Here is a 23,903-nt window from a genome sequence, read left to right on the forward strand (position 1 = left end):
CCCGGGCGTCTGAACGCCGACCGCTCCCCAGCGTTTATCTCCTGTCCGTTCCCGGCGTCGCGTATGTACGGACGGGTTCTCGTCCCGACGGACGGCAGCGACCACAGCCGAGCGGCCGCCGAACACGCGATGGACCTCGCCGCCCAGTTCGATGCGAGCGTCGACGCGCTGTTCGTCGTGGAACAGGCCGGCCCCAGCGGCCACTGGGACTTCGAGGTGGAGAAGCAGGAGGCGGTCGGCGAGCGAGCCCTCGACGGCGTCGCCGAACTCGGCGCGGAGCGCGGTGTCCCCGTCGAGCGTCACCTCCGGCGGGGCGTGCCGGCCGAGGAAATCGTCGACGCCGCGGACGACTACGGCGTCGACCTGATCGTCATGGGGACCCAGGGCCGCACCGGGTTCGCCCGTATCGCCAGCGCCGGCAGCACGACCGAGCGCGTCGTTCGGCTGACCGGGGTCCCGACGACGGTCGTCGGCGGGGCCGGTGTCGGCGAGGAGTAACGCCGCCGTCAGGCGACCGCGTCGGCGATCAGCATCAGCCCCGCGATGACGGTGACGCTCCCGACGAGGAAGCCGACGAACGCCGCGTTCTCGTCCATCTCGATGTCCGCTGGCCGTTGGTTCGTTCCCGCGGACGTGAGCCAGCGGTTGAGCCAGTCGATTGCCGGGTGATCGATCGCCACCAGCGCGCCGCCAACGAGCAGGAACAGCCCGAACGCGGCCTGTCCGATCTCGACCATGGCTGGAGAGATGTCGGAAAGGTGGATAGTTCTGTTCGTCCGTTCTCGGGAAGCGCCGCCGTGAGCGGCTACACGACCACGGCAACACGCTCCCAGCACCGAAGCGGAGGTCGCTGCAGGTCACCAGCCGTCGACGGGCTACGTCCGACTGGCAGACGAGAGCTCCGCTCTCGTCGACGCGATCGGCTTACTGCGTCGCGTAGCTTTCCGTCACCGGCTCGTCGTCGAGTTCGGCCGCCGTCGGCTCGAACTCCTCGCGGTGGACGATGTCGTCGACGGTGCGGCGGAACTTCCGCGGGCTGTTGGTGTCCTCGGCGTTGGGCGCGGCGTGACCCATCGTGACCAGCATCACGGGCTCGTACTGCTCGTCGATGTCGAACGCGTCGTGCAACGCATCGGGGTCGAAGCCGCCGATGGGGCAGGTCGACAGGCCTTGGGCACGCGCGGCGTGCATCAGGGTCATCGCCGCCAGCGCGGTGCTGTTGGTGGCCCAGGTCCGGTTGGTCTCCTCGTCGCGCTCGGCCATCCCCTCGAACGTCTCGAGGAGGTTCTCCTTTGCCTCCTCGGTGGGGAGGTAGCCCTTCCGGAGTTGGTCCTCGGCGACGGCCTCGCCGTGCGTGCTGGGGTCGGTGTTTGCGAGCACCGCGATCGCGACGGGCGCGTCGGTGACGTGTTCCTGCCCGTACGCGACCTCCTGTAGGCGCTCGCGGTTCCCGTCCTCGGTCAGCACGAGGAACTCCCACGGCTGGAGGTTGAAACTGGACGGGCTGTAGCGAACCTGCTCGAAGACGGCCTCGATGGTGTCGTCGTCGACCGGTTCGTCGCTGTACTCGTGGACGCTGCGGCGGGTGAGAACGGCGTCGTCGAACTCCATGCTCGGGTAACGCCGGCGAACGTTTTGTACTTTGTCGACGTGCGCGTAATCAGGTTGCGTGTGTGTCAGCAGCGCACGCTAACACGCCGCATCTCCGCCTCAGCGGACGACGGTGACCGGGATGGGCGACTCCCGGACCACCTTCTCCGCGACGCTGCCCAGGATCATCCGCGAGACGCCGGTGCGGCCGTGGCTACCGATGACGAGGTGGTCGAACTCGGGCGCGTCGACGTCCTCGCTCTCGCCGGCGGCGACCTCGACGATGGCTTGTGGCGGGCGACCCACGGCGGTCTCGGTGCGGAGGTCGCCGTCGAAGTCGGCTTCCGCCTCCTCGAACAGTTCCGCGGCCTCCTCCTGTGCCTGCTCGAACCACTCCTCGCCGCCGCTGGGGATCCCGACGCCGGCGCTGTAGCCGGCCTCGACTGGGTTGATGACGTACAGCAGCGTGATGTCGTGCTCGCCCCACTCCTCGGCGACGAACTCCAGTGCTTCCTCGGCCTGTGGCGTCCCGTCGTAGGCGACGAGTATGCGCTTGGTCATGCCCGGTCGTTCGACGGCCTGTGTGAAAAGCGAGGTGGCGGACCCGGGGGCAGTTGCCGGTGACTGCGCCGCGGTCGCGGCGCAGTCCCCCGGAGGACCGGGCGAACCATGTCACCAATAGTTTGATAACGAGTGGCAAGTCCGTTGGTAACATGACGTATTCGAGACGTACGGTTCTCCGCGGGTTGAGCGCGGCAGCGTTCGCTGGGGCAGCGATCGGTGCCGAAACCCGAACCGTCGAGGCGACGGACCACCCGTGGTCACAGACCAATCGCGGCCCCCGGCAGACGACGTATCGGGCGGCGGCCGGCGGGCCGGTCGACCGTGGGTTCGCGTGGGAACAGACGGACCGATCGGGGACAGGGCCTAGTGGGTTCGCCCGGATGGGCGTTACCGACGGCGAACAGGCCTACTTGGCTGGCGAGGGGCTCTACGCGCTCGATCCAACGACGGGCGAGATCGCCTGGAACGCGCTGACCGACGAGGATACGACGACGCGGGCACCGCCGCTGGTCCGTGACGAGACCCTGTATTACGCCGTCGATGGCGGGGAGTTCGGTGCGCTCGACACCGCCAACGGTGATTCCCGGTGGACGCTCTCGCTGCACGAGGAGGCGAAGCCGTGGGGGCTGACCAGTCGCGGTGGCACGGTGTACGTCAGCGGCTACCTGCTCGGCGACAGCAGCCGTAACGGCTACCTCGCCGCCGTCGACACGACGGAACAGGACGTCGAGTGGGAGGCGACGCCGGCTGACTGGATCTCCCCGATGGCCGTGGGACCGGATCGGCTGTTCGGGACCGTCAACTTCGGCTCGTTCCAAGCGCGCGACCGCTCGACCGGCGAACGCCTGTGGCAGGTCGAGTTCCCGAGCGAGGGGATCGTGTACGCGCCCGCGCTGGGCGAGGAAGGCTGTTTCGTCCCGCGACAGGGGGGCCTCACACTGGTCTCCCGCGACGGCGAGCCGTTGTGGAACGCGTCGACCCAGGGCTACGGGCCCGATTCGCCGGTACTCACCGACGAACTCGCTATCGTCGCCTACACGAACGGCCCGTCGAAGGCGACGGCTCGGCTCACGGCGTTCGAGCGCACGACTGGCGAGGTACGCTGGACCGTTCAGGCGGACGAACGGTCGTTCCGAAAGCCCGTCGCCGTGGGCGACACCGTCTACGTCGGCGCTCGCAGCGGGCGGCTGTTCGCGTACGCGGTGGACTCCGGCGAGCGCCGTTGGGTTGCCGAGAGCGACGTAACCCACCCGACCGCCTCGCTGATCGTCGGCGACACTGCCGTCGTGGCCACCCAAACGGGCGGGACGGTCTACGGCCTGAGGGCCGACGGTACGGAACTCCCGAACGCGACCGTCGACGGCCCCGACACGGCCCTGGCCGGCCGTGAGGTGACGTTCGACGCCAGCGGGTCGACGGACCCTGACGGCTCGGTCGAGCGCTACGAGTGGACGATCTACCGGAGTCCTCGGTACGGTGACGAGTACGAGGAAGTCGGGACGGCGACGGGCGAGACGCTGACACGAACGTTCGACAAGGAAGGACGCTACGACCTGCTCCTCCGGGCCGTCGACGACGAGGGGCTGTCGGCCAGGGTGCAGCACCGAATCGACGTCCAGCCCATCCGCCTGGAACTGAGCCGTGAGAGCCTCGTCCCGGAGAGCGGACTGGTCGAGCGACTCCCCGGCGTGCCGTTCACCGCGACGTTCGCCGTCAGGAACAACGGCGGACGGGCGGTGAACGCGACCCTCTCCCTGTCGCTGCCGGACTCGCTACCCGTCCAGGAGCACACCGACGCCGACGGGACGTGGACTGGCGGCGGGTGGGAGTGGGAGTCGATCGCTCCCGGCGGGTCCCAGACCGTGTCGCTGACGCTGGCGCCGCCGGAAAACGCCGATACGGGCCAGCACTCGGTCGGGGCGACGCTCCGGACCGACCCCGGCGGTACGCTCGCGGAACAGGAGTATCGACTCACCATCGTCGGCGAGGCGACGACGGTCCGTGACCAGTTCGTCGGCGACGACGGTAGCGTCACCGCCACGCAGGTCCAGCAGGCGCTCGCCTACTGGGAGGCCGACCAGATCGTCGGCGGCACCGGCGGGGAGACGGTGAGCGACCAGCTACTACTCGAACTCATTCGGATGTACCGTAACGGGGGTGGTGCCTGATGCGTCGTCGTGTGCTGCTCGGACTCGTGCTAGCGGCGGCGGTCCTCGGCGCGACTGCGTCAGGAGCCACCGCAGCGACCGGCGAACTCTCGACGACACCGACGGCGATCGAAGCGGACCCGGGTGACCGCGTCGAAGTGGCGCTGACGCTCGGCCACACCGGGTCGAACACCACAGCCTACATCGTCGACGCCGACCTACCTGCGGAGTTCGCCGCCGGGAACGGCAGCGCCGGTCTGACACAGGAGGGCGACGCGAAGTGGCTGCTCGGGACGGTCGAACCCGGCGCCACCATCGAGATGACGTTCGACCTCCACGTGCCCGAGAGCGCCGCCGGGAGCTACGAAGTGCCGATCGTGGCGAAAACCGCCGACGGGGTACAGGCCCGGGCGACACTGACCGTCGAAACGCCCGGGGAACGGACCGAGCGTAGCGCGACGACGACGGCCGCTGATGGGGCGGCTGGAACCGACGAGGCGGCCGGGACAGACGGGGCGGCCGGGACCGACACCGCCGAGACAGCAAACACCGACGGCACGACCGAAGCCACCGACGGCGACGTGGGACAGGCCTCGGCTAGCGCGTCGAGCGCACCCGGGTTCGGCGCCGCCACCACGCTGGTCGCACTCGTCGTGGCGATCGTCGCTGCCGGCCGGGAGGTCGAGTGAACAGGCAGACACGGTCGTTGAGTCGGCTCCGGGAGACCGAGACGGTGGGCGGCGCTCAGCCGTGCGCCGGATGCGGTTTCACTCGCCGTGGCGAGTGACACACTCCGAGAGCCCGATCAGCTCCACCGGCTCGGAGTTGTCCGGCGAGTAGACCACCATCTGGCCCTTCTCCATGTAGGGCACCTTCTGGGCCAACGCCGAGGGGATGTTGACCGAGGAGATGGCGTCCTCGTCGCCGAGGTTGAGCACGACCTTCGAGTTCACCTGTTTGAACACCGGCTCGGCGATGTCCTGTGGGTCCTGCGTGATCAGGAACAGACCGAGGCGCTCCTTCCGGCCCTGTTTGGCGGCCTCGGTGAACTTCTGGACGACCTTCTGGGCCTGTACGTTGTCGGCGTTCGAGAGGAAGTTGTGGGCCTCGTCCATCCCGAGCACCAGCGGCGTCTCCTTGATGCGCTCGCTGTTCGGGGAGTTCGAGAGCTTGTCGTCGACGAGCAGCGAGGAGACCGCGAGGACGAACATCTCCTTGGCCCGCGAGGTCGAGAGGTGGTAGGTCGGCACGACCGTCAGGCCGCCGGGGCGGACCAGTTCGTGGTCCAGTTCGGTGATCGGTCGGGCGTCCTGATCGAAGATGCCGTTGGGGATTCCCCGAACGCGGCGCTTGACGGCGTCGAAGGTGGCCTCGTGGACCCGGCCCGACTCGTGAAGTTCCTCCTGTAGCCCCGGGTCGTCGAGGTAGCTGAGGAACTGCTGGTAGGTTCCGTTGTGGCCGTAGTCGCTGAAGAAGCGGTTGAGCAGCGTCAGGAGCGCGGGGTACTGGTTGTCGTTCAAGCCGCCGCCGGCGACGAGCCACGGCATATCGTACTCGTCGACGACCGAGAACGGGATGGTGAAGCGCACCTGCTCGGCGCGGTGGTTCTCGCCGCCGTAGCTCACGCCGTCCTCGACGGGGACCAGCGCGATGGTGTCGTCGTGGCCGCCGTGGGCGATCCCCTCCCGGTCGAGCTGCCGAGCGAACTGGTCGCTCATCCCGGGGTTGTCGTCGTGCATCTGGGCGTACTCGTCCTGCGGGTCGAACTGGACCACCGCGGGCGAGACCGCCCGGCCGTCGTCCATCGGGTAGGATCGGTCCTCGGCGAGATACTGCCGCAGGACGTTCTTCGAGGCGTGAGTCTTCCCCGATCCGGTGCCGCCGGCGACGAGCGTGTGGCGGAACACGAGCGGGTCGCCCTCGGCGTAGTCGTCCTTCACGCGGTAGTCGACGGTCGGAGGCTCCGCCGCGGTACGGACCTTCTCCCCGCCAACGGAGAGGTGTCCGAGGAACACGCCGTCGCCGGGGATCTTCAGGCCGGTCTTGATCTGCTCCTCGTCGGCGGCCTCGCGGGCGAGCGCGCCGGGCTTGGGCACGCGGTCGGTCATCCGTCGCTTGAGTTCGCCGCCCTCCTCGTAGATGACGGCGACCGGCTCCAACTCGGCCATGAACTTGTAGTCGCGCTCCTCGAACCCCTCGCGGCGCATCTGCCGGCGGGCGTGGATCTCGGTTGCGTCGTCGGACTGGAACTCCTGGGCGTACTCCAGGGCGGCGATCGAACAGAACAGCGTCTCGTCGTCGGGGTAGGGGACGAGCAGGTAGCTCCCGAGCCGGACGGACTCTCGGTTCCCGGTCGTGATGAACGCCCGCAGCCGCGTCTCGTCGCCGTCCTGTGAGACACGGAGGCCCTGTGACACCGAGACGGTCCCGAGGCCCGCGTCGCTGCCGGCCGGTTCGGCGTCGTAGCGCTCGAAGTCGGCGTCGGTGTCGGCGTCGCCGGTGTCGCCGCCGACGCTCGCGGCGCCGTCGGCCGTCCCGGCATCGTCTCCGGCGCCGTTCGCGGCCGGGTCGTCGTCGCCGCCGTCGAAGTCGGTGAAGTCCCCGAGGTCACCCGAATCGCTCATGGACCGGAGGTGGGCGGCTCCCGGCATACGCCTTTCCCCTGCCTCCGACGGCGCGGCCCGCCGCAGCCCGGTCGGCCGTGGGCAGCACTCCTAAAGGCCCCGCCGGGTTAGGTGATGTATGATCCACGTCCACGGCAGCGGCGGCGGGACGGCCCTCACCGGCACGGTGTTCGAGCGCGGCGAGGAGCCGCCGTCCTACAAGGGTGCACCGGACGAGGACGCCGCCTACGTCTGGGTTTGTGACGCCTTCTACGAGGTCGAGAGCGGCGGCTCGCCGATCGAGATCGACGGTGAGGAGATCCGGATCGCCTTCGAGTCGCCGATGGCTCGCGGCTTCGATACGCGCGAGGGGGCCCTCGACGCCGCCCGCGAGCACATCCGGACCCAGTTCGCCCGCATCGGCGTCGACGACGTGGAGATCGAGATCGAGGAGGAGCAGGCAGCCTAATCTTCGCCGTCCCAGCGCAGGCGGTCGTAGGTCATCCGGGACTCGCTGCCGAACGTCTCCTCGAACTTCCGCCGGATCGCGGTCTTCTCGCCGGCGCCGATCTTCGCCAGTTCGTCGGCCTTCCCGATAGCCTCCGGCGGCCCGCGCTCGGTGGCGACTTCGCTGAGTAGCTGCGTGGTGAGCGCCGCCCGCGTCTCCTCGTCGCGGGTGACGGCGTAGGGGGCCTCGATCTTGTAGGTCACGTCCGTTCGTGGGTCGTAGAGGTAGCAGAAGGTCACCTCGTACGCCTCGGGCGCGAGGCGGCGCTCGATCCCCATCGCGTCGCCGTCGACGGACATCGGCTCGTCGGAGGACCCACGCGAGCGGAACCACGAGGTGAAGGTGAGGTCCGACTCGTCACGGGCCGCGGCGGGGTCGTCACCCGCATCGGCGTCGGCGTCGACGCGCTCCTCACGCCGCTCCAACAGCCGAGTGAACAGCGCGGCGTCGTCGGTCCACGGCGTCGGCGTCTTGCCCGAGAGCGTACGGACCAAAAAGCGCGAGGTGGGGTTCTTGACGAAGCCCGCGATCGGGACGCCGCGCTCGACGAACCTCTCGACGAGGCGGACGTAGTTCTCGACGAAGGCCTGCGGTGCCGCCTCCTTGGTCGCCTCCGCCAGCGCGGGGTCCCGGGACTCCCAGTTGAACAGCCGCTTGGGGTAGAGCGGCCCGTCGAGCAGGAGGAGGTCCTCGACGCTGTCGGCGTGTTCGAGCGCGTGGGAGGACTCCGCGAGGTAGAGTGCGAGTTCGTGGGTGACCTCGTCGGCGAACTCCCCGACTTCCGGGACGTGGAGGACCTGCCGACGGCTGTGGCCCTCGTCGTAGCGCTGCCAGTCGGTTCCGTACTCCCGTGTGGCGTCGTTGGCGTGGACGGTCGCGACCAGCGAGCGCGAACGGTGGAGGTCGAGGTCCGTCGGCGCCGACGCCATCGCGGCCTGTGCCACGTCGAGCAGCAGGCCGTTCTTGAACCCCGTCGGGTTCAGCGTGCCCGCGTCGAGGCCGTGAGTGGTCGGGAACGGGCGGTCGGCCAGCGCCACGTCGTCGACGGCGGCGGCCCGGAGCGCCTGCTCGCCGAGCGGTTCGACCACGACCCGGCCGTTCTCCCGCAGCGGGTCGAGCAGTTCCCACGCCGCGAGCGCGTGCTCGTCGTGGTCGGTGTCGTCGACGGTGCCCGCGATGGAGGCGGCGATGCGGGCGATGGTGTCGACGTGGATGGGGTCGAGCGTCACTGGGCGTCGGTGGGACGCCCCGCGGGAAAACTCCCTCGGCGCGCCGATACCGAAAAGCGAAGTAGCCCCCGACCCAAGCGCGGGCCATGGCTACGCTGCAGGAGTTCGCAACCCGGATCGCCGAGGACCTCCCCGAGATGGCGCGCCTGTTCGAGGGCGTCGTCACGCAGGACCCCCTGTCGGCCGTTTCGGTCGTGATGGGTGCCCTCTTCGTCGTCGCCGCCAGCGCGGCGCTCGGCCTCCTCGCGTTCGGCGGCGTGCTCGACCTCCTCGGCGCCGGCGCGACGCGGTAGTCGGCCGAAAACCGGTCCCCGTTCTCAGCCCTCGTACTCCCACTCCCGGAGCGCCTGCCGGACGAAATCCCCGCGCAGGTCCCGGAAGAGGTTGTCGCTACCGCCGTGGTCGCCGAACTCCCAGTCCCGCACGACGATCACGGGGGTGCCGCCGTCGCCCTCGCCGGAGACGAGGTTCGCGGCGCCCGCGAGTTCGTCGACGACGCTCTGGACGGTCACCTGCAGCTCGTGGCCGTCGCGGTCGGTCTCGCCGCGCCAGTCCCGCGAGGCGGGCATTCCCGCCCAGCCGAGCGTGACCGCGCGCTGGCCGTGCCGGAACGAGCGCCCGGAGGTGTCGGTCACTAGCACCGGCGGCGACGCGTCGAGGTTCTCGTGGATGCGCTCGGCCGACTCACTCGGCCGTTCGGGGAGGAGCAGCAGGTCGTGGTCCGGGACGTTCGAGCGATCGATCCCCGCGTTGACGCTGACGTGGCCGAAGGGCGCCTCGGTGAGGATGAAGGGGGCGTCCATCACCACGTCGGTGCTGTTCTCCAGCACGGCCTGGGCGAAGCGGGGGTCCTTCTCCTCGCCGGAGATCTCCTCGAGGTTGCGGGCCAGTTCCTTCGCTCGGGGGCCAGCGGGGAAGTCCGCGAGGTCGGCAGTCCGGCCTTCGGCCTTCGAGACGACCGTGGAGGCGACACAGACCACGTCGTCGGGCCGGAGGTCGACGCGGTCGTCGATCATCGCCGCGAGGTCGTCACCCTCGCGGATCTCCGGTAAGTCCGGGACGGCGAACAGTTCCATACCGTCCGGTCGGTGTGGCTGTGCAAAAGTCGTGTGGAAGGGAAGTGACTGGTCCGTGGAAAGCAACAAGAATACGTAGAGCCGCCCTAAACGTGCGAGCAATTGATGCGGGATCAGGACTTCCTCGACTCCGAGTGGGACTACTGCCTGGTGCTCGACGCCTGCCGGTTCGACGCCTTCAGTGAGGTCTACGACGAGTATCTCGATGGCGATCTGGAGAAGCGCCGCAGCGTCGGGTCGTCGACGCCGGAGTGGGCCTACCGGAACTTCACCGACCAGTACGACATCGCCTACTTCTCGGGGAACCCCTTCATCAACGATCTCGGGATCCCGCTGAACGAACTGAAGTGGGGCGCCAGCTGTGACTACGAGTGGACCGCCTCCGACCACATCTCGCAGGTGTTCGACGTGTGGAAGACCGGCTGGGACGACGACCTCGGGACGGTCCCGCCCGAGGGGATCAGCGAAGCGTTCCGGAACAACCGCGAGGCCGTCGAGGAGGCCGACCGGACCGTCCTACACTACATGCAGCCCCACGCGCCCTACCTCTCCCGGGGGAAGGGTCAGAAGCTCAAGCAGATCCAGAAAGGCATCCGAAAGCAGGAGGAGGCCGAGGAGAACGGCGACGGCGACGGCGGCGCGCTGGCGTCGATGAGCGATACGCTCCGCACCAACGTCGAGAGCGTCCTCGACGGCAGCGAACTCGCCCAGAAGGCCGGTCTCTGGCTCGAACTCGACCCCGCCGACGTGGTGAAAAACGGCACCCAGGAGGCCGCGATGGGGCTCTACGAGGAGAACCTCCGGATCGTGCTCGAGGACATCGCCGCGTTCATCGACGAACTCGACGGCGACGTGGTGGTGACCGCCGACCACGGCGAGGCGTTCGGCGAGCAGGGGGTATGGGAACACCACATCGAGACGTACATCCCCCCGCTGGTCGAGGTGCCGTGGCTGGAAGTCGAATAACGAACGACTGATACCGGGCCGGCGGCAAGCACCGCCGGGCGGCAGTGACGAGGGTTACCCCCACCGAGCCCCGTGTGACGATGGATTCTCCCGAGCCGCCCGTTCTACATCGCCGAGCGTCGAGCACGCCGAACGGTTGCTACCGCCGAACGCGCTCCGGTAGCCCGAGCACGTCGACGGCCGCCGACGCGACCGCATCGCGCTCGCCCTCGGGCGCGAACACGCCGAGTCGCCAGCCGTCGCGCTGTGCCGCCCGGATCGCACCGACCAGCCCGGAGGCCTCCTCCAGGCGCTGGACCACGCCGCCGACGACGACGCGGGCGTTGGACTCCTTCATCGACGGCCGTCGGGGCACGTCGACGATCACTTCGGACTCCTCGACGCCCGCGCGGTCAGCGATCTCCCGCTCGGCGGCGCGCTCGTCGTCGTGGGTCAGTTCGACGAGGTGGGCCGGGGTGTCCGAGAGGCCCGCCCAGACCGCGCGCTTGTAGAGGTCGCGGCGCTCGATCCGGCCGCCGAGGTCGGGGACGTACTCGCCGAGCGCGACCAGCAGGTCGTGGTCGGCCATCCGGGCGAACTCGTCGATCCCCACGCCGTTCTCGCGGTCCAGCAGCGCCTCGGCGGCCCGTTCGAGCATCGAGCCCGCGATCCGGGAGACGTGGTGCCGGTAGACGATCCCGTTCATCAGCCCGCGGGCGAGCAGGAGCGACTCGGCGGTCCGGACGTTCCCCTCCGCGAGCACCAGTTCGCCGTCGCGGTAGCGCAGCGAGCGCACGAGCCGTCCGTGGTCGATCGAGCCGTACGGAACCCCGGTGTGGTGGGCGTCCCGGACGAGGTAGTCCATCCGGTCCACGTCGAGTTCCCCCGAAACGAGCTGGCCGAGTTCGCCCTCGCCGCGGACGAGTTCGGCGACACGGGTCGGCGAGAGGTCGTGACTCCGGAGGGTGTCGGCGATGCCGCAGTTCTCGATCACGTCGCCGATCTCGTCGTGGTGCCGGCCGGCGCGGCGCATGATGACCTCCTCGGTCTGGTGGCCGTAGGGGCCGTGACCGACGTCGTGCAGCAGCGCCGCCGCGCGGACATGGTCGGCGCGGTCGCCGTCGACGCGTAGGTGGCTGAGCGCCTGCTCTGCGAGGTGGTAGACGCCCAGCGAGTGCTCGAAGCGCGTGTGGGAGGCCGAGGGGTAGACCAGCCGGACCGTCGAGAGCTGCTTGATGTGCCGGAGCCGCTGGAAGGCGGGCGTGTCCAGCAGGTCCGCCGCGACCGGGGAGAGGGTGATCCAGTCGTGGACGGAGTCCTTGATCGCGTTCATACGGGGACCCCGGCGGCGAGGTTCAAAGTCGCCCCGGTGCGGCGTCGCCGGGAGAGGAAGCTTCAACCCCGCGCCGCCGATAGCCCGTGCATGGTCACGTTCCTCGCGGGGGGGACCGGCACCCCCAAACTGCTCTCGGGCGACGAGCCGGTCTTCGCCCGCGACTCGGTCGCCGTCGTCGGCAACACCGGCGACGACGTGGAGTTGGGCGGCCTGCTGGTCTCGCCGGACCTCGACACCGTGCTGTTCGACGGCGGCGGCGTCCTCGACCGCGACCGGTGGTGGGGGATCGACGGCGACACCCACGAGACCGACGACGAACTGTTCCGACTCGCCGACGCGGCGGGGCTCGAAGAGGGACCGCGCTACCTCCCCGAACCGGCTCAGACGAGCGGTCGGGAGATCGCCCGCTGGCGGCGCTTCTCCGGGATTGCCGAGTTCATGACCATCGGCGACAGGGACCGCGCGGTCCACATCACCCGCACCTCGCTGCTCGACGAGGGGCACACGCTGACCGAGGCCACCAGAACCCTCGCCGACGCGTTCGACCTCGACATCGACCTGCTGCCGATGAGCGACGACCCCGTCGCCACTATCATCCACACGCCCGAGGGCGAGATGCACTTCCAGGAGTACTGGGTGGCCAATCGGGCTGCACCGACCGTCGAGGACGTGGAGTTCCGCGGCGCGGGCGAGGCCGAACCCACCACCGCAGTCCGCGAAGCGCTCGCCGATCCCGTCGTCGTCGGCCCCTCGAACCCCGTCACCTCGGTCGGGCCGATCCGGGCGCTCCCGGGCGTCGACGACGCGCTCGACGCGACGCCAGTCGTGGCCGTCTCGCCGTTCTGCGAGGACGAGCCGTTCTCCGGCCCAGTCGCGGACCTGATGGCCGGCGTCGGCGCCGAACCCTCGACGGCGGGCGTCGCCGAGACGTACGGCTTCGCGGACGCGTTCGTGCTCGACAGCGAGGACGCCACCGAACTGGACCGCCCGGTCGTCCGGACCGACACGAAGATCGACGGACCCGCCGACGCCGAGCGGGTCGCCCGGGCCTGCGCACTCGCGCTGGCAGCCGTCGGCGCGTCCCCGGCTTCCCTCGGTCTCGTCGGCGTCGACGACCCAACCGAACTGGACGGCGACGACGTCGATACGAGCGAGCTTCCCGCGGTCGGCGGAGGTGAACGATAGGTGTTCGAGCCACGGCTCGCGCTGGCGTCGCTCTCGGGCGAGGCCGACGCCGAGTGGGCGAAACAGGGCGCCGAGTGGGCCGGCGCAGCCTTTCTCGGCGGCGTCTCGCTGGACGAGCCGACCCGGGCGGCCGCACGGGGCATCGTCGCCGACCGCGACCGCTCCGAGTTCCTTCCCGCCGACCCGGTCGCGTTCGTCGACCGGCAACTGTCGGCGCTTTCGGGTGTGGACGTGCGGCCGGGGATCAACGTCCGGTCGACGACGGCGGCGCCGGTCCGTGAGGTCGCCGCGGTTGCCGCCGAGCACGACGCAATCGTCGAGATCAACGCCCACTGCCGGCAGGCCGAACTCTGTGCCGCCGGCGCGGGCGAGACGCTGCTCCGGAACCCGGATCGGCTCGTCCCACTCGTCGAAGCGGCCGCGTCGGCGGGCGCCGACGTGAGCGTGAAGGTCCGAACCGAACTCGACGGCGTCGACCTCGTCGACGTGGCCGGTCGGGTCGAGGCCGCCGGCGCCGACGCGCTCCACGTCGACGCGATGGACAGCGAGTCCGTCGTCGCCGACCTCGCGGCGGCGACCGACTGCTTCCTGATCGCCAACAACGGCGTTCGCGACGAGGCGAGCGTCCGGGAGTACCTCGATTTCGGTGCCGACGCGGTCAGCGTCGGTCGGCCGAGTGACGACCCCGCGGTCCTCGAACGCGTCGCCGACGCCGTCGCCGCGAGCCGGCGGCAGAAAGGCCAGTCTGCGGACTGATACGGACCGGACAACTAAGGTCGCAGCCGCCGACTGGATGTGCATGAACCCGCCAACCCAGTCGGGGCAGTTCGCCGTCCGTCACGACGAGAGCCCGAAGGAGACGCTACTCTGTGGGTTCGCCAGCTACGGCCTCTCGGGGCTGACGGCCGTCGACTTCCTGATCGACCAACTCGAACTGGTCGAGACCGGCCACGTCACCACCGAGGCGATGCCGAGCATCACCCCCTTCGAGAACGGCCGGCCGACCCACCACACGCGGCTGTTCTCGAAGCCGGAGCTCGAGATGACGCTGTTGAAAAACGAGCTGTTCGTCCCGCCGGTGTTGAGCGGGCCGTTCGGCGAGTCGATCCTCGAGTGGACCGAGCGACACGGGGTACAGGAGATCGCCATCGTCGACGCCGTCCCGATGCGTCACGGCCCGGACGACCACCGGACCTACCACGTCGCGACCGACGACTACCTCGCACGACGGCTCGGCGGCGTGCCCGAACCGCCCGCCGCCGGCGACGAGTCCGTCCCCCTCGCCGGCGCCGGTGCGCCCTCCGAGTCGACGGAACAAACCGAGCCCGTCGAGACGCCGGAGACGCCGACGACGCCGATGGCGCGGGGGTACCTCGACGGCGTGACGGGAGCCCTGGTCGAGAAGGGGATCGACTCCAGCCTCGCAGTCGGCGTGTTCCAGACGCCGGTCCACCAACAGCTTCCGGACGTGGAGGCGTCGATCCGACTGATCGAGGCGCTCAACGACATCTACGGCCTCGGCGTCGACACCGAGCCCCTGCAGGAGTTCGCCGACGAAATCGAGCGATACTACACCGAACTCGCCGAGCGCTACGAGGCCGCGACCGAACGCGAGGAGGCGTTCGAGAACCGGATGTACATGTAGGCCCGCCGCCCGCCGGCGGTCGTTGGGGTGAGGCGGGTCGAGTCAGTAGCTTTAACGCGGCGAGTACGCACCTATGCAGTTATGGAACGCGTAGACGTCGCCATCGTTGGCGGGGGGCCGGCGGGGACCGCCGCGGCCCACGCCGCGGCCGAACACGGCGCCGACGCACTCGTACTGGAGAAGGGCGTCCCGCGGGACGACCGCGAGGGACTCGGCCCGGACTCCACCGACGCCGCCGGCATCCTCGACTACTGGGTCGACATCATGGGGATCCACCCCGACGAGATGCCCGACGGCGTGGTGCAGAACGTCCTCGACCGCGCGGAGTTCCGCGGACCGAACACGGCCTGTAACCTCCGCTCGACGGGGATCGACGCCTCCTACGACCACTTCGGCTACACCTTCCACCGGGCCCGCTTCGACGACTTCCTCCGCTCGCGTGCCGAGGACGCCGGTGCGAGCTATCGCGTCGGCGTCTCGGTGCGCGGCGTCGAGACCGACCCCCGCGGACACCCGCGACACACGCTCTCGCTGGCGAACGGCGAGGAGGTAGGCGCGGATTACCTGCTGCTCTGTGACGGCCCCCAGCGGACCGTCACGATGAACGTGCTCGACGAGTACCTCCCGACCGGCCGGAAGGCGAGCGAGGTGCTCGCGCCGCCGACGGCCAACCACATCGCCTATCAGGAGTACCGGAAGTTCCCCGAGGAGATCTACGAGCAGGTGCAGGACGCCATCGTCTTCTGGTGGGGGCTGATGCCCGGCCACACCGCCTACCCGTGGGTGTTCCCGAACCAGGACCGGGTCTGCCGCGTCGGCCTGACGATGCCCATCGGGATGGACATCGACGAGGTCGAAGACCGCGAGAAGTACGACCTCCTCAACCCTCAGGACGAGCGCATCCCGCAGGGCGGGACCTACATCGAGCGCCTGCTCGAACGGGAGTACGGCGACGAGTACGAACTCTCGGACTTCCCGAAGGTCGAGGGGGCGGGGAAGACGAAGGGGACGGAAACCTACCCCATCTCCTCGACGCGGCCGATCGATTCGCCCGTCGACGCCGGCATCGCCGTCTGTGGCGGCGCGATGGGGACCACCTCCGCCTTCCACGAGGGCGGCGACCACCTCGCGGTCCGGACCGGCGCCATCGCCGGCCGCCTCGCCGCGCAGGGGAAACTCGGCCACTACAACGACGAGTGGCACGAGGCCATCGGCGACGAGGCGCTGCGGAACGTCTCGCTGGCGGATCTGGTTCGGGGCTACGGCCCCGACGACTGGGACCGCGTGTTCGACGCCGGGTCGAAGATGCTGGCCGAGTCGGGGAGCGACTCGATGCTCTCGGGTCGGCTGAACGCGGGGCTCACGGGCGTCGAACTGCTGGCGCGCTACCGGCTCACCCGGTTCCGGAACCGGAACACGTACGTACAGCTCCGAGCCGACGAGTACAGCTACTGAAAAGTCGCCGGTTCAGGCTTCGGCGGCGGCCGCGGCGGCGCCGGCTTCCTTGCGCGTGATGTAGCCCGCGATGCGGTTGCGGACTTCCTTGGACTCGACGTTGGTGAGCGCGGAGACGCTCTCCTTGTTCGTCTCGAAGTTCTGGTTGAACGACTGGGGGTACTTCTCCAGCAGAATGGTCCCCATCTGCTTGACGTACTTCGGCTTGATTGCCATACCGGCAGATTCCGCGGAGAGCCACTAAAGCGATTCGTTCCGAGCCAAGGGTTTTCCCGCCCGGTCGGCTACGGCCGGTGTGACGGAGTCGGCGGACCGTCCCCCGGGCGTGGAACTCCGCCGTACGGGGGATTCGGTGATCGCCCGCCACGAACCAACGGGTGTGGCCTGCCACGGCGAGAGCGTCGACGCCGCGCTCCGGTGGCTCGCCGAGGGGATCGCGCTCGATCTGGGCTGTGAGAGCGAGATCGACGACCCCGAACGGTTCATCGCCGACGTGAGTGCGGACTGCCGTTGACCGGTCGAGAAAGTAGGTTTAACACCGGTCCGGTCTCCCCTTCGAGTACGATGGAGGTCGAGCTTCTGGAGGCGACCGAGGACCCCGAGGAACTGATCTGTAAGGCCGCGAGAAACGACTACGCGTCGGGTTTCGTGGGCGAGCAGTCCTTCGAGGAGACGATGGCGACCGTCGACGGCGACGACATCGAGGCCAAGCAGGCGACCCTGATCGGCCACCTGCTGAGCCACGGCCACTACGGCCCGTTCGAGCACGCGCAGGCCACCTTCGCGGTGAAGGGGATGTCCCGCTCGTGTATGGCCCAACTCACCCGTCACCGCCACGTCTCCTTCGACGTACAGAGCATGCGCTACGTCGCCTTCGACGACGTGGACCCCGAAGCCGTCGGCGAGGGCGAGATGGTCGTCACGCCGCCGTCGGCGACCGACCCCGACTGGATCGGCCGCAATCAGCAGGGCGGCGCCGTCGACGAGGAGACCGTCGCCGAGCGCGAGGAAGTGTTCCGGAACTCGGTGCAGCGCTCCGTCGAGGAGTACCAGCGCCTGCTCGAACTGGGGATGCCCCCTGAGGACGCCCGGTTCGTGCTCCCGATCGGTACCGAGGTCAACGTCGTGTTGAGCCTGAACGCCCGGACGCTGATGCACATCGCCGACATGCGCGCGGCCGCCGACGCCCAGTGGGAGATCCGCGGGCTGACCGAGGAGATCCTCGACTACGCCGCAGAGTGGTGCCCGATCACCTTCGACTACTACGACGAGCACATGAAGAACCGCAAGAACCGGCTCGCACCCTGAACGGCGAGCGCCAACGCCTTTCTCCCCTCGCACCGTTCTTCGGCCATGGATCGGCATCTCCGCGCCGTCGCGGTCTGTTTGCTGCTCGTGTTCGCGGGCTGTGCTGCCGGGCCCGCGGCGACCGACGGCGGCGACCCCCTCGGTACCGGGACCGCAGCGTCCACCGACACCGCCGGCACAGCCGAGTTCCCGCCCGCAGAGCCGCCCAAGGAGAACGCCATCGAGGCCGAGGTGACCCGTGTCGTCGACGGCGACACGGTCGACGTACGGCTCCCGAACGGCACCGAGGACACGGTCCGCCTGCTCGGCGTCGACACGCCCGAGGTCTACACCCAGAACGACCCCGCGGAGTTCCCCGGCGTACCCGAGACCGACGCCGGCCGGAGCTGTCTGCGCGAGTGGGGCGAGCGAGCCAGCCAGCACGCGAAAGACGAACTGGCCGGCCGGACAGTCACCCTGAGCTTCGACGCGAACGAGCCACGGCGAGGCTACTACGGCCGACTGCTGGCGTACGTCCACGTCGACGGCGAATCGTTCAACTACGGGCTGATCACCAACGGACTCGCCCGACGCTACGACGACTCCGGTTTCGAGTACCGCGACCGCTACGGCCGTGCCGAGGAGATCGCGCGCGCCAACGGGATCGGCCTCTGGGGCGCCTGTGCGACCGATGACCCGAGCACCGCGACGGCGACGCCGACACCCGCAGTCGCCGACGGCGGCAGCGCGCTCCGGGTCGCCCGAATCCACGCCGACGCCGATGGGGACGACCGGGAGAACCTCAACGACGAGTACGTGACCTTCCGGAACGCGGGCAACGAGACGCTCGACCTCTCGGGGTGGACGGTCCGCGACGAGGCCGACCACGTCTACACGTTCCCCGAGGGCACGACGGTCGAACCGGACGGAACACTCACCCTCCACACCGGGAGCGGCGACGACGCCGGCGGCGACTACTACTGGGGCCAAGGCAGCCCCGTGTGGAACAACGGCGGCGACACCGTGATCGTCCGGAACGCCAGCGGAGGGACGGTGATCGAGCGCCCCTACGACGGCTGATCCGGCGCCGGAAGCGACTTCCCCGCGGCCGTGATCCGGCGGACGTACACTCGACCGTGGTCCTCGCTGGTAGGCGAGTACGCCACCGTCGTCGCTCTCGGAGCCCTACCCCATGCCGGCGAGCGCGTCGCTCACGGTGGCGAAATCCACGTCGGGCTTCGCGGCCATGTGCTCGATCAGTTCCCGCAGCATCGCCGGGCGGGGGCTGCGGCCGCTGACCTGCGGGTGGAGCGTGAGGACGTAGGCCCCGCCGGCGTGGTGCTCGTACATCCAGTCGAACTGCCGGCGCCAGTGGTCGAAGACGGCGGCCTCGTCGGCGAACGCGCGGGACCCCGAGAACGCCAGCGCGGGGTAGTCGTCGCGCTGCCACGAGACGGGCATCTCGGTGATTTCCACCGGTTCGCCGACCTCGTAGGGGTCGTCGACGGGCGCGTACTCCTCGGTGAGTTCGTAGGGCTCGAACTCCCGGGCCATCCCGCTGGAGGACCACTCGAAGCCGAACTCCTTGAGCAGGGAGACCGTGTGTGCCGAGAAGTCCCACGAGGGCGAGCGGTAGCCGGCGGGCGCCGAGCCGGTGAGGTCCTCGATGCTCTCGATCCCACGGGCGATGTCGGCGCGCTCGGCCGCCCGGCTCTCGTAGTCGCTGGGCGGGGTGTGGCTCCAGCCGTGGTGGCCGATCTCGTGGCCGGCGTCGACGGCGCGCTGGCAGGGTTCGGGGAACGAGTCGATGGTGTGGCCGGGGACGAACCACGTCGATGGCACGTCGAGGCGCTCGAACAGGTCGAGCAGCCGCGGCGCACCCACGTCGGCGCCGAACCGGCCGCGGGAGCGTTTGACGGGCGTGGAGCCGAACTCCCGGGCGTGGAGCCACGGCGAGACGGCGTCGAAGTCGATAGTGAGACAGACGGTGGCGCGGGTCATACAGGCCACAGCGTCCCGGCGAGCATAAAGCTCCCCGAGCCGGCCGGTTTCGGGGGGTCGCCCCGCGAGCCATATGGCGCCCGTATGGACCGACACGGATCACCGAGGCCCATTACGTCGGCGCTCGTCCGTGGCAGTACGGCGCGTTCGTTTGCCCGGCGGGCGTGCCGGCGATGCCGGAACGGCGTCGTGGACCGGGTCGCGGCTGCCGTCGACGGGGGGCGGCGGCCCGCGGGCCGGTCCGGCGCGCTCGCTGACCCTGCCCGGTACTCGGCGAGCCAACGACGTGGCCGTCACTGTGGCTCTGCCCGGAGCCGTCGGCGGCCGCGAACCGACCCTTCTGTGTCCACCCTGCCACGGCGAGGAGTACATCGACAGCAGCGGTCGGGGTGGAAAATCCCGCTTAAGCAGGGTTTTTCAGTCGGGGGGGCGTACCCATCACCGATGACCAACAGCGAAGTCGTCCCCGCGACGGAGGACTCCCTATGAGAGGAAACGATCAGCAGGCCTACGACCGCGGCACGTCGCTGTTCTCGCCCGACGGCCGGATCTACCAGGTCGAGTACGCCCGCGAGGCCGTCTCCCGTGGGGCGCCCAGCGTGGGCGTCCGGACGAAGGAGGGCGTCGTGCTCGCCGCACAGGCACAGGCGAGTTCGAAGCTGATGGAGTCCGAAAGCATCGAGAAGATCCACAAGCTCGACGACCACATCGGCGCCGCCTCCGCCGGCCACGTCGCCGACGCGCGTCAGCTGATCGACTTCGCGCGCCAGATGGCCCAGAGCAACCACCTGCGCTACGGTGAGGCCGTCGGCGTCGAGACGCTGACCAAGTACATCACCGACCACATCCAGGAGAACACCCAGATGGGCGGCACCCGACCGTACGGTGCCGCGCTCCTGATCGCCGGGATCGAGGGCGGCGTCGAGGGCGAGGAAGGGACCCCGCGCCTGTTCAGCGCCGACCCCTCGGGGACCCCCCACGAGTGGAAGGCCACGATCATCGGCGGCGGCCGCGAGGAGATCCAGGAAGTGCTCGAAGAGGGTTGGTCCGAGGACCTCACCCTCGAAGAGGGGCTGAAACTCGTCCTCCGGAGCCTCCGTGCCCACGAGGAGGAGATCGATGCGGACTCCCTCTCCCTGTCGGCGATCACCATCGACGACGGCTACGAGGGCTACGGGACCGAGGAGATCGCGGACCTCCTCGACGCCCTCGACGAGGAGTAACGCCGACTTCCTTCGGCGCCAGTATCTGAAGAAGCGGCGGGAAGCCGCTCAGTACGCGTTCTACCCTCGCCGGCGGACACCGAACAGGATCACGAGAGCGACGAGTGTGCTCGCAACGTCGAACCCCGGTGATTCAGTCGTCGTCGAACCCGGTCGGTCGTCCGTATCCGTGGCTCGGAACTCGGTCGTTGGCACTGCCGTGCTCCTGGCCGTTCGATCGGGTGGCGACGTCGCCGCCGTGTTCACGGGCGTCGGTGTCGGTTTCGACGTCGGCGTCGATGTAGCCGTCGGCGCCGGTTCCATCAGCCGGACGGAAAGGTTGTACTTGGTGATCTCAGAAGCATCTGTGTCCCCATCAACGCGGATGTAGACGGTCTGTGCCTCGTCGAACTCCTCGGAGAGAGCGAGCGACGCCGTCGAAGACGCTGGGACCGTCTCGTAGTTCGAGGTTCCTCCGATCCGCCCCTGCTGTGGATCGTAGAGATCAACGCTCGGCGCGGTTCGGGGAAGAGTACCGTCGCGTTTCTCCGAAACGAGCGTGACGTTGAGTGTTGCCCCAGCCGTGACGTCGACCGCGAAGTAGTCTTGATCGTTACCACCGGCGATCCGAAGGTCCTCGTAACTTCCCGGTTCGATGCCTGCCGCCGTATCAAAGCCCCCGTTGTGTTCGAACTGGTCGTCCTGGGTCACGAGTGTCAGCCGGTAGTCGGTTATCGCAGGGCTGTTCCCATCCCCCTCGACGCGGATATAGACGGTCTGTGCTTCGTCGAACTGCTCGGAAGCGTTCATCGTCGCCGTCGCCGCGGAAGGCACCGTATCGTAGTCGGAGGTCGAGTCGACACTCCCCTGTGTTTCGCGATAGATCGTGAGGTCCGGCGCCGACTCGGGCAGTCTCCCGTCTCGTTTCTCCGCCGTTAGCGTCACGCGAAGCGAGGTTCCGGCTGCGACGTCGACCGCGAAGTAGTCCTGATCGTGACCACCGGCGATCCGAAGGTCCTCGTAACTTCCCGGTTCGACGAGCGCGGCCTGTTCGAAGTCGCCGTTGTGTTCGAACCGGTCGTCCTGGGTTACGAGTGTCAGCCGGTAGTCGGTCGACTCCTCAGTGTTCCCATCCCCATCGACGCGGATGTAGACGGTCTGTGCTTCGTCGAACTGCTCGGAGGCGTTCATCGTCGCCGTCGCCGCGGAGGGCACTGTATCGTAGTCGGAGGTCGAGTCGACACTCCCCTGTGTTTCGCGATAGATCGTGAGATCCGGCGCCGACTCGGGCAGTCTCCCGTCTCGTTTCTCCGCCGTTAGCGTCACGCGAAGCGAGGTTCCGGCTGCGACGTCGATCGCGAAGTAATCTTCGTCGTCGCCGCTCTCGATCGTGAGCCCTTCGTGTTCACCAGGTTCGATCGTCACCGCGTCCTCAAACGAGTCGTTGGGCTCTCGGTCCTGTGCGATAGCTGCTCCCGTGAGTCCGGAGAGGAGAATACAGCCGACAACAAGGAGTGTCAGCGTTCGTCTCATGGGGTCGACCTGTCTCTGATAAACTATAAATCCGGGGGAGGCTGTCGGTTACGGACGATAGCCGCCGACACCCGACGCTTTAGGTACTCAGCGTTCGCAGCGATGACCATGCAACTACTCGAAGGCGGCACCATCGTCGACGCCGACGGCACCCTCGACGCAGACGTACTGATCGACGACGGCACGATCGAACTGGTGGGCGACGCGAGCGACGAGAACGTCGACTCGCGCATCGACGTCTCCGGCCGGTTCATCGCGCCGGGGATGATCGACACGCACGTCCACCTGATGATGGACGGGCGCCCCGACGCCGAGAGCGTCCAGGGCGACAGCGAGGCCGCGATGGCGTTCCGCGCCGCGGAGAACCTCCGGAACGCCGTGCGGGCGGGTGTTACTACCACCCGAGACCTCGGCGCGGCGGCGACGCTGGCCATCGATGCCCGCGACGCCGTCGCCGACGGGCAGGTCCTCGGCCCGCGCGTGCAGGCCGCCGGCAAGAACGTCGTGATGACCGGCGGCCACGGCCACTGGTTCGGTCGGGAGGCCGATGGCCCCCACGAAGTCCGGAAGGCGGTTCGCGAACAGCTCAAAGCCGGCGCGGACGCGATCAAGTGCATGGCCACCGGCGGCGTGCTGACGACGGGCGCCCAGACCGGCGCCCCCGAACTCACGCCGGTGGAACTGGAGGCGCTCGTCGAGACTGCCGAGGCCGCCGGCGTCCGAACCGCGGCACACTGCCACGGTACGCAGGGGATCAAGAACGCCGTACTGGCGGGCATCGACAGCGTCGAGCACGGGACGTTCATGGACGAGGAGGCCGCCGAACTGATGGCCGAACGGGACACCTACTGGGTACCGACAGTATCGGCGCTGAAAGGCATCGTCGGCAACAGCGACGCCGGCATCCCGGCACAGGCCGTCGAGAAGGCCAAGGAGGCCGGCGACCGGATGGCGGCGGCGTGGGAGTACGGCCTCGACGCCGGCGTGCCCATCGCGATGGGGACCGACGCGGGAACGCCGTTCAACTACCACGAGGACGCCGCCCACGAACTGGCCTACATGGTTGAGTACGGCCTCGACGAGGCGGGCGCGCTGGAGGCGGCGACGGTCAACGCCGCCGACCTGCTGGGCCTCGACGACACCGGGATGATCGAGAAGGGCTACCGCGCTGACCTGCTGGTGCTACCCGAGAACCCGCTCGAGGACGTACAGGCGTGGCAGTCGCCAGAGCAGGTGTACCTCGCGGGCGAGCAGGTTCGGTAGGCGTCGGCGCGGCTGGGACCACGGCGGCGTGATACCTGCGAATCCGCCACACGGCGGCGAGGAAACGCAACGGTTTTACGTTCCTCACCGCTACTGTTGGTTGCGAAGCGCTCTGGTGGTGTAGTCCGGCCAATCATATCACCCTCTCACGGTGATGACCGGGGTTCGAATCCCCGCCGGAGCATTCTTCCGACGCTACGATCCGACAGCGTCGCTACCGTTCTCGACGCAGGCCTCCGATCCGAGTACTGATAGAACCGGAAGAGCGATCACTGATCGCCAGCAGGCGAACGACTTCGGACGAAATTCCCCCTCGGTCGGGTCGGAGTTCCGC

At 68.9% G+C, this 23,903-nt stretch carries 25 protein-coding genes and 1 tRNA gene; 16 read left to right on the plus strand and 10 right to left on the minus strand.

The window, feature by feature from the left end:
- Window positions 1–63 precede the first annotated feature (63 nt).
- Window positions 64–498 carry a universal stress protein gene (locus tag NO998_RS10700; RefSeq protein ID WP_267647129.1) on the plus strand — a complete coding sequence of 145 codons (435 nt, stop codon included), beginning with the start codon at window positions 64–66 and terminating at the stop codon, window positions 496–498.
- Between the two features lie 8 nt (window positions 499–506).
- Here the strand turns inward: NO998_RS10700 and NO998_RS10705 are convergent, their stop codons facing one another.
- The 3 genes from NO998_RS10705 to NO998_RS10715 form a co-directional block, all read right to left on the minus strand.
- The gene (locus tag NO998_RS10705) at window positions 507–737 is read right to left on the minus strand and encodes a hypothetical protein (protein ID WP_267647131.1); all 231 of its coding nucleotides are present in this window, start codon (window positions 735–737) and stop codon (window positions 507–509) included.
- Window positions 738–924: 187 nt separating this feature from the next.
- Window positions 925–1,611: a nitroreductase family protein gene (locus tag NO998_RS10710; RefSeq protein ID WP_267647133.1), complete on the minus strand. Its 687-nt coding sequence runs from the start codon at window positions 1,609–1,611 to the stop codon at window positions 925–927.
- Between the two features lie 99 nt (window positions 1,612–1,710).
- Window positions 1,711–2,151 (minus strand): universal stress protein, encoded by a 441-nt coding sequence (locus tag NO998_RS10715; RefSeq protein ID WP_267647134.1) that lies wholly within the window; start codon window positions 2,149–2,151, stop codon window positions 1,711–1,713.
- A 152-nt stretch (window positions 2,152–2,303) separates the two neighbouring features.
- Here NO998_RS10715 and NO998_RS10720 point away from each other — a divergent pair, with 152 nt between their 5' ends.
- Together NO998_RS10720 and NO998_RS10725 are read left to right on the plus strand one after the other, a co-directional pair.
- Entirely contained in the window at window positions 2,304–4,322 is a 2,019-nt protein-coding gene (locus NO998_RS10720) for an outer membrane protein assembly factor BamB family protein (RefSeq protein ID WP_267647135.1), read from the plus strand.
- Window positions 4,322–4,990 carry a COG1361 family protein gene (locus NO998_RS10725; RefSeq protein WP_267647136.1) on the plus strand — a complete coding sequence of 223 codons (669 nt, stop codon included), beginning with the start codon at window positions 4,322–4,324 and terminating at the stop codon, window positions 4,988–4,990. The genes NO998_RS10720 and NO998_RS10725 overlap by 1 nt, the downstream gene beginning before the upstream one ends.
- A 78-nt stretch (window positions 4,991–5,068) precedes the next feature.
- Here NO998_RS10725 and NO998_RS10730 read toward each other — a convergent pair whose 3' ends face one another.
- The gene (locus tag NO998_RS10730) at window positions 5,069–6,925 is read right to left on the minus strand and encodes an ATP-binding protein (protein ID WP_267647137.1); all 1,857 of its coding nucleotides are present in this window, start codon (window positions 6,923–6,925) and stop codon (window positions 5,069–5,071) included.
- Window positions 6,926–7,043: 118 nt separating this feature from the next.
- Here NO998_RS10730 and NO998_RS10735 point away from each other — a divergent pair, with 118 nt between their 5' ends.
- Complete coding sequence (locus NO998_RS10735; RefSeq protein ID WP_267647138.1) at window positions 7,044–7,373, plus strand: DUF7113 family protein; 330 nt, start codon at window positions 7,044–7,046, stop codon at window positions 7,371–7,373.
- Here the strand turns inward: NO998_RS10735 and NO998_RS10740 are convergent.
- Window positions 7,370–8,641, minus strand: coding sequence for a DNA double-strand break repair nuclease NurA (locus NO998_RS10740; protein WP_267647139.1), 1,272 nt, complete (start codon window positions 8,639–8,641; stop codon window positions 7,370–7,372). The two genes, NO998_RS10735 and NO998_RS10740, sit on opposite strands and share 4 nt — an antisense overlap.
- A gap of 86 nt (window positions 8,642–8,727) precedes the next feature.
- Here NO998_RS10740 and NO998_RS10745 point away from each other — a divergent pair, with 86 nt between their 5' ends.
- Entirely contained in the window at window positions 8,728–8,934 is a 207-nt protein-coding gene (locus NO998_RS10745) for a DUF8024 family protein (RefSeq protein ID WP_267647140.1), read from the plus strand.
- A 24-nt stretch (window positions 8,935–8,958) separates the two neighbouring features.
- Here NO998_RS10745 and NO998_RS10750 read toward each other — a convergent pair whose 3' ends face one another.
- The gene (locus NO998_RS10750) at window positions 8,959–9,717 is read right to left on the minus strand and encodes a coenzyme F420-0:L-glutamate ligase (protein ID WP_267647142.1); all 759 of its coding nucleotides are present in this window, start codon (window positions 9,715–9,717) and stop codon (window positions 8,959–8,961) included.
- A gap of 105 nt (window positions 9,718–9,822) precedes the next feature.
- On the opposite strand from NO998_RS10750, the gene NO998_RS10755 reads away from it, so the two are divergent.
- Window positions 9,823–10,683, plus strand: coding sequence for an alkaline phosphatase family protein (locus tag NO998_RS10755; protein ID WP_267647143.1), 861 nt, complete (start codon window positions 9,823–9,825; stop codon window positions 10,681–10,683).
- A 139-nt stretch (window positions 10,684–10,822) separates the two neighbouring features.
- Here the strand turns inward: NO998_RS10755 and NO998_RS10760 are convergent, their stop codons facing one another.
- Entirely contained in the window at window positions 10,823–11,995 is a 1,173-nt protein-coding gene (locus tag NO998_RS10760; protein WP_267647144.1) for an HD domain-containing protein, read from the minus strand.
- A gap of 90 nt (window positions 11,996–12,085) precedes the next feature.
- Here NO998_RS10760 and cofD point away from each other — a divergent pair, with 90 nt between their 5' ends.
- From cofD to NO998_RS10780, 4 genes are all read left to right on the plus strand, one after another.
- Window positions 12,086–13,183, plus strand: coding sequence for a 2-phospho-L-lactate transferase (cofD, locus tag NO998_RS10765; RefSeq protein ID WP_267647145.1), 1,098 nt, complete (start codon window positions 12,086–12,088; stop codon window positions 13,181–13,183).
- Window positions 13,184–13,939 (plus strand): tRNA-dihydrouridine synthase, encoded by a 756-nt coding sequence (locus tag NO998_RS10770; RefSeq protein ID WP_267647146.1) that lies wholly within the window; start codon window positions 13,184–13,186, stop codon window positions 13,937–13,939.
- 43 nt (window positions 13,940–13,982) lie between these two features.
- The gene (locus tag NO998_RS10775) at window positions 13,983–14,828 is read left to right on the plus strand and encodes a proteasome assembly chaperone family protein (RefSeq protein WP_267647147.1); all 846 of its coding nucleotides are present in this window, start codon (window positions 13,983–13,985) and stop codon (window positions 14,826–14,828) included.
- Window positions 14,829–14,909: 81 nt separating this feature from the next.
- A complete protein-coding gene (locus tag NO998_RS10780; protein ID WP_267647148.1) occupies window positions 14,910–16,283 on the plus strand; it encodes an NAD(P)/FAD-dependent oxidoreductase in 1,374 nt (457 codons plus the stop codon).
- A 12-nt stretch (window positions 16,284–16,295) separates the two neighbouring features.
- On the opposite strand, the gene NO998_RS10785 is transcribed toward NO998_RS10780, so the two are convergent.
- Window positions 16,296–16,499, minus strand: coding sequence for a 30S ribosomal protein S17e (locus tag NO998_RS10785; RefSeq protein WP_267647149.1), 204 nt, complete (start codon window positions 16,497–16,499; stop codon window positions 16,296–16,298).
- A gap of 79 nt (window positions 16,500–16,578) precedes the next feature.
- On the opposite strand from NO998_RS10785, the gene NO998_RS10790 reads away from it, so the two are divergent.
- Genes NO998_RS10790 through NO998_RS10800 form a run of 3 tightly spaced genes read left to right on the plus strand, consistent with a single transcriptional unit; the run spans window position 16,579 to window position 18,650 of the window.
- On the plus strand, window positions 16,579–16,797 hold the full coding sequence (locus NO998_RS10790; RefSeq protein ID WP_267647150.1) for a type II toxin-antitoxin system HicB family antitoxin: 219 nt from the start codon (window positions 16,579–16,581) through the stop codon (window positions 16,795–16,797).
- 50 nt (window positions 16,798–16,847) lie between these two features.
- Entirely contained in the window at window positions 16,848–17,591 is a 744-nt protein-coding gene (gene thyX, locus NO998_RS10795; RefSeq protein WP_267647151.1) for an FAD-dependent thymidylate synthase, read from the plus strand.
- A gap of 45 nt (window positions 17,592–17,636) precedes the next feature.
- Window positions 17,637–18,650 carry a lamin tail domain-containing protein gene (locus tag NO998_RS10800; RefSeq protein ID WP_267647152.1) on the plus strand — a complete coding sequence of 338 codons (1,014 nt, stop codon included), beginning with the start codon at window positions 17,637–17,639 and terminating at the stop codon, window positions 18,648–18,650.
- Window positions 18,651–18,755: 105 nt separating this feature from the next.
- Here NO998_RS10800 and NO998_RS10805 read toward each other — a convergent pair whose 3' ends face one another.
- Window positions 18,756–19,571 carry a polysaccharide deacetylase family protein gene (locus NO998_RS10805; protein ID WP_267647153.1) on the minus strand — a complete coding sequence of 272 codons (816 nt, stop codon included), beginning with the start codon at window positions 19,569–19,571 and terminating at the stop codon, window positions 18,756–18,758.
- Between the two features lie 485 nt (window positions 19,572–20,056).
- Between NO998_RS10805 and NO998_RS10810 the strand changes: the two genes are divergently transcribed.
- Window positions 20,057–20,794 (plus strand): archaeal proteasome endopeptidase complex subunit alpha, encoded by a 738-nt coding sequence (locus NO998_RS10810; RefSeq protein WP_267647155.1) that lies wholly within the window; start codon window positions 20,057–20,059, stop codon window positions 20,792–20,794.
- A gap of 60 nt (window positions 20,795–20,854) precedes the next feature.
- Here NO998_RS10810 and NO998_RS10815 read toward each other — a convergent pair whose 3' ends face one another.
- A complete protein-coding gene (locus NO998_RS10815; RefSeq protein WP_267647156.1) occupies window positions 20,855–22,306 on the minus strand; it encodes a hypothetical protein in 1,452 nt (483 codons plus the stop codon).
- A 108-nt stretch (window positions 22,307–22,414) separates the two neighbouring features.
- Between NO998_RS10815 and NO998_RS10820 the strand changes: the two genes are divergently transcribed.
- Together NO998_RS10820 and NO998_RS10825 are read left to right on the plus strand one after the other, a co-directional pair.
- Window positions 22,415–23,569 carry a metal-dependent hydrolase family protein gene (locus NO998_RS10820; protein ID WP_267647157.1) on the plus strand — a complete coding sequence of 385 codons (1,155 nt, stop codon included), beginning with the start codon at window positions 22,415–22,417 and terminating at the stop codon, window positions 23,567–23,569.
- 109 nt (window positions 23,570–23,678) lie between these two features.
- A tRNA-Glu gene (locus NO998_RS10825) sits at window positions 23,679–23,753 on the plus strand.
- Window positions 23,754–23,903 lie beyond the last annotated feature (150 nt).

Source organism: Halolamina litorea, assembly GCF_026616205.1.
GTDB lineage: Archaea > Halobacteriota > Halobacteria > Halobacteriales > Haloferacaceae > Halolamina > Halolamina litorea.

What these genes read in the sequence shown, in the direction of transcription:
- NO998_RS10700 (WP_267647129.1), top strand. Translation starts at nt 64, where the DNA reads ATGTACGGACGGGTTCTCGTCCCGACGGACGGCAGCGACCACAGCCGA.
- NO998_RS10705 (WP_267647131.1), bottom strand. Translation starts at nt 737, where the DNA reads ATGGTCGAGATCGGACAGGCCGCGTTCGGGCTGTTCCTGCTCGTTGGC.
- NO998_RS10710 (WP_267647133.1), bottom strand. Translation starts at nt 1,611, where the DNA reads ATGGAGTTCGACGACGCCGTTCTCACCCGCCGCAGCGTCCACGAGTAC.
- NO998_RS10715 (WP_267647134.1), bottom strand. Translation starts at nt 2,151, where the DNA reads ATGACCAAGCGCATACTCGTCGCCTACGACGGGACGCCACAGGCCGAG.
- NO998_RS10720 (WP_267647135.1), top strand. Translation starts at nt 2,304, where the DNA reads ATGACGTATTCGAGACGTACGGTTCTCCGCGGGTTGAGCGCGGCAGCG.
- NO998_RS10725 (WP_267647136.1), top strand. Translation starts at nt 4,322, where the DNA reads ATGCGTCGTCGTGTGCTGCTCGGACTCGTGCTAGCGGCGGCGGTCCTC.
- NO998_RS10730 (WP_267647137.1), bottom strand. Translation starts at nt 6,925, where the DNA reads ATGAGCGATTCGGGTGACCTCGGGGACTTCACCGACTTCGACGGCGGC.
- NO998_RS10735 (WP_267647138.1), top strand. Translation starts at nt 7,044, where the DNA reads ATGATCCACGTCCACGGCAGCGGCGGCGGGACGGCCCTCACCGGCACG.
- NO998_RS10745 (WP_267647140.1), top strand. Translation starts at nt 8,728, where the DNA reads ATGGCTACGCTGCAGGAGTTCGCAACCCGGATCGCCGAGGACCTCCCC.
- NO998_RS10750 (WP_267647142.1), bottom strand. Translation starts at nt 9,717, where the DNA reads ATGGAACTGTTCGCCGTCCCGGACTTACCGGAGATCCGCGAGGGTGAC.
- NO998_RS10755 (WP_267647143.1), top strand. Translation starts at nt 9,823, where the DNA reads ATGCGGGATCAGGACTTCCTCGACTCCGAGTGGGACTACTGCCTGGTG.
- NO998_RS10760 (WP_267647144.1), bottom strand. Translation starts at nt 11,995, where the DNA reads ATGAACGCGATCAAGGACTCCGTCCACGACTGGATCACCCTCTCCCCG.
- cofD (WP_267647145.1), top strand. Translation starts at nt 12,086, where the DNA reads ATGGTCACGTTCCTCGCGGGGGGGACCGGCACCCCCAAACTGCTCTCG.
- NO998_RS10775 (WP_267647147.1), top strand. Translation starts at nt 13,983, where the DNA reads ATGAACCCGCCAACCCAGTCGGGGCAGTTCGCCGTCCGTCACGACGAG.
- NO998_RS10780 (WP_267647148.1), top strand. Translation starts at nt 14,910, where the DNA reads ATGGAACGCGTAGACGTCGCCATCGTTGGCGGGGGGCCGGCGGGGACC.
- NO998_RS10785 (WP_267647149.1), bottom strand. Translation starts at nt 16,499, where the DNA reads ATGGCAATCAAGCCGAAGTACGTCAAGCAGATGGGGACCATTCTGCTG.
- thyX (WP_267647151.1), top strand. Translation starts at nt 16,848, where the DNA reads ATGGAGGTCGAGCTTCTGGAGGCGACCGAGGACCCCGAGGAACTGATC.
- NO998_RS10800 (WP_267647152.1), top strand. Translation starts at nt 17,637, where the DNA reads ATGGATCGGCATCTCCGCGCCGTCGCGGTCTGTTTGCTGCTCGTGTTC.
- NO998_RS10805 (WP_267647153.1), bottom strand. Translation starts at nt 19,571, where the DNA reads ATGACCCGCGCCACCGTCTGTCTCACTATCGACTTCGACGCCGTCTCG.
- NO998_RS10810 (WP_267647155.1), top strand. Translation starts at nt 20,057, where the DNA reads ATGAGAGGAAACGATCAGCAGGCCTACGACCGCGGCACGTCGCTGTTC.
- NO998_RS10815 (WP_267647156.1), bottom strand. Translation starts at nt 22,306, where the DNA reads ATGAGACGAACGCTGACACTCCTTGTTGTCGGCTGTATTCTCCTCTCC.
- NO998_RS10820 (WP_267647157.1), top strand. Translation starts at nt 22,415, where the DNA reads ATGCAACTACTCGAAGGCGGCACCATCGTCGACGCCGACGGCACCCTC.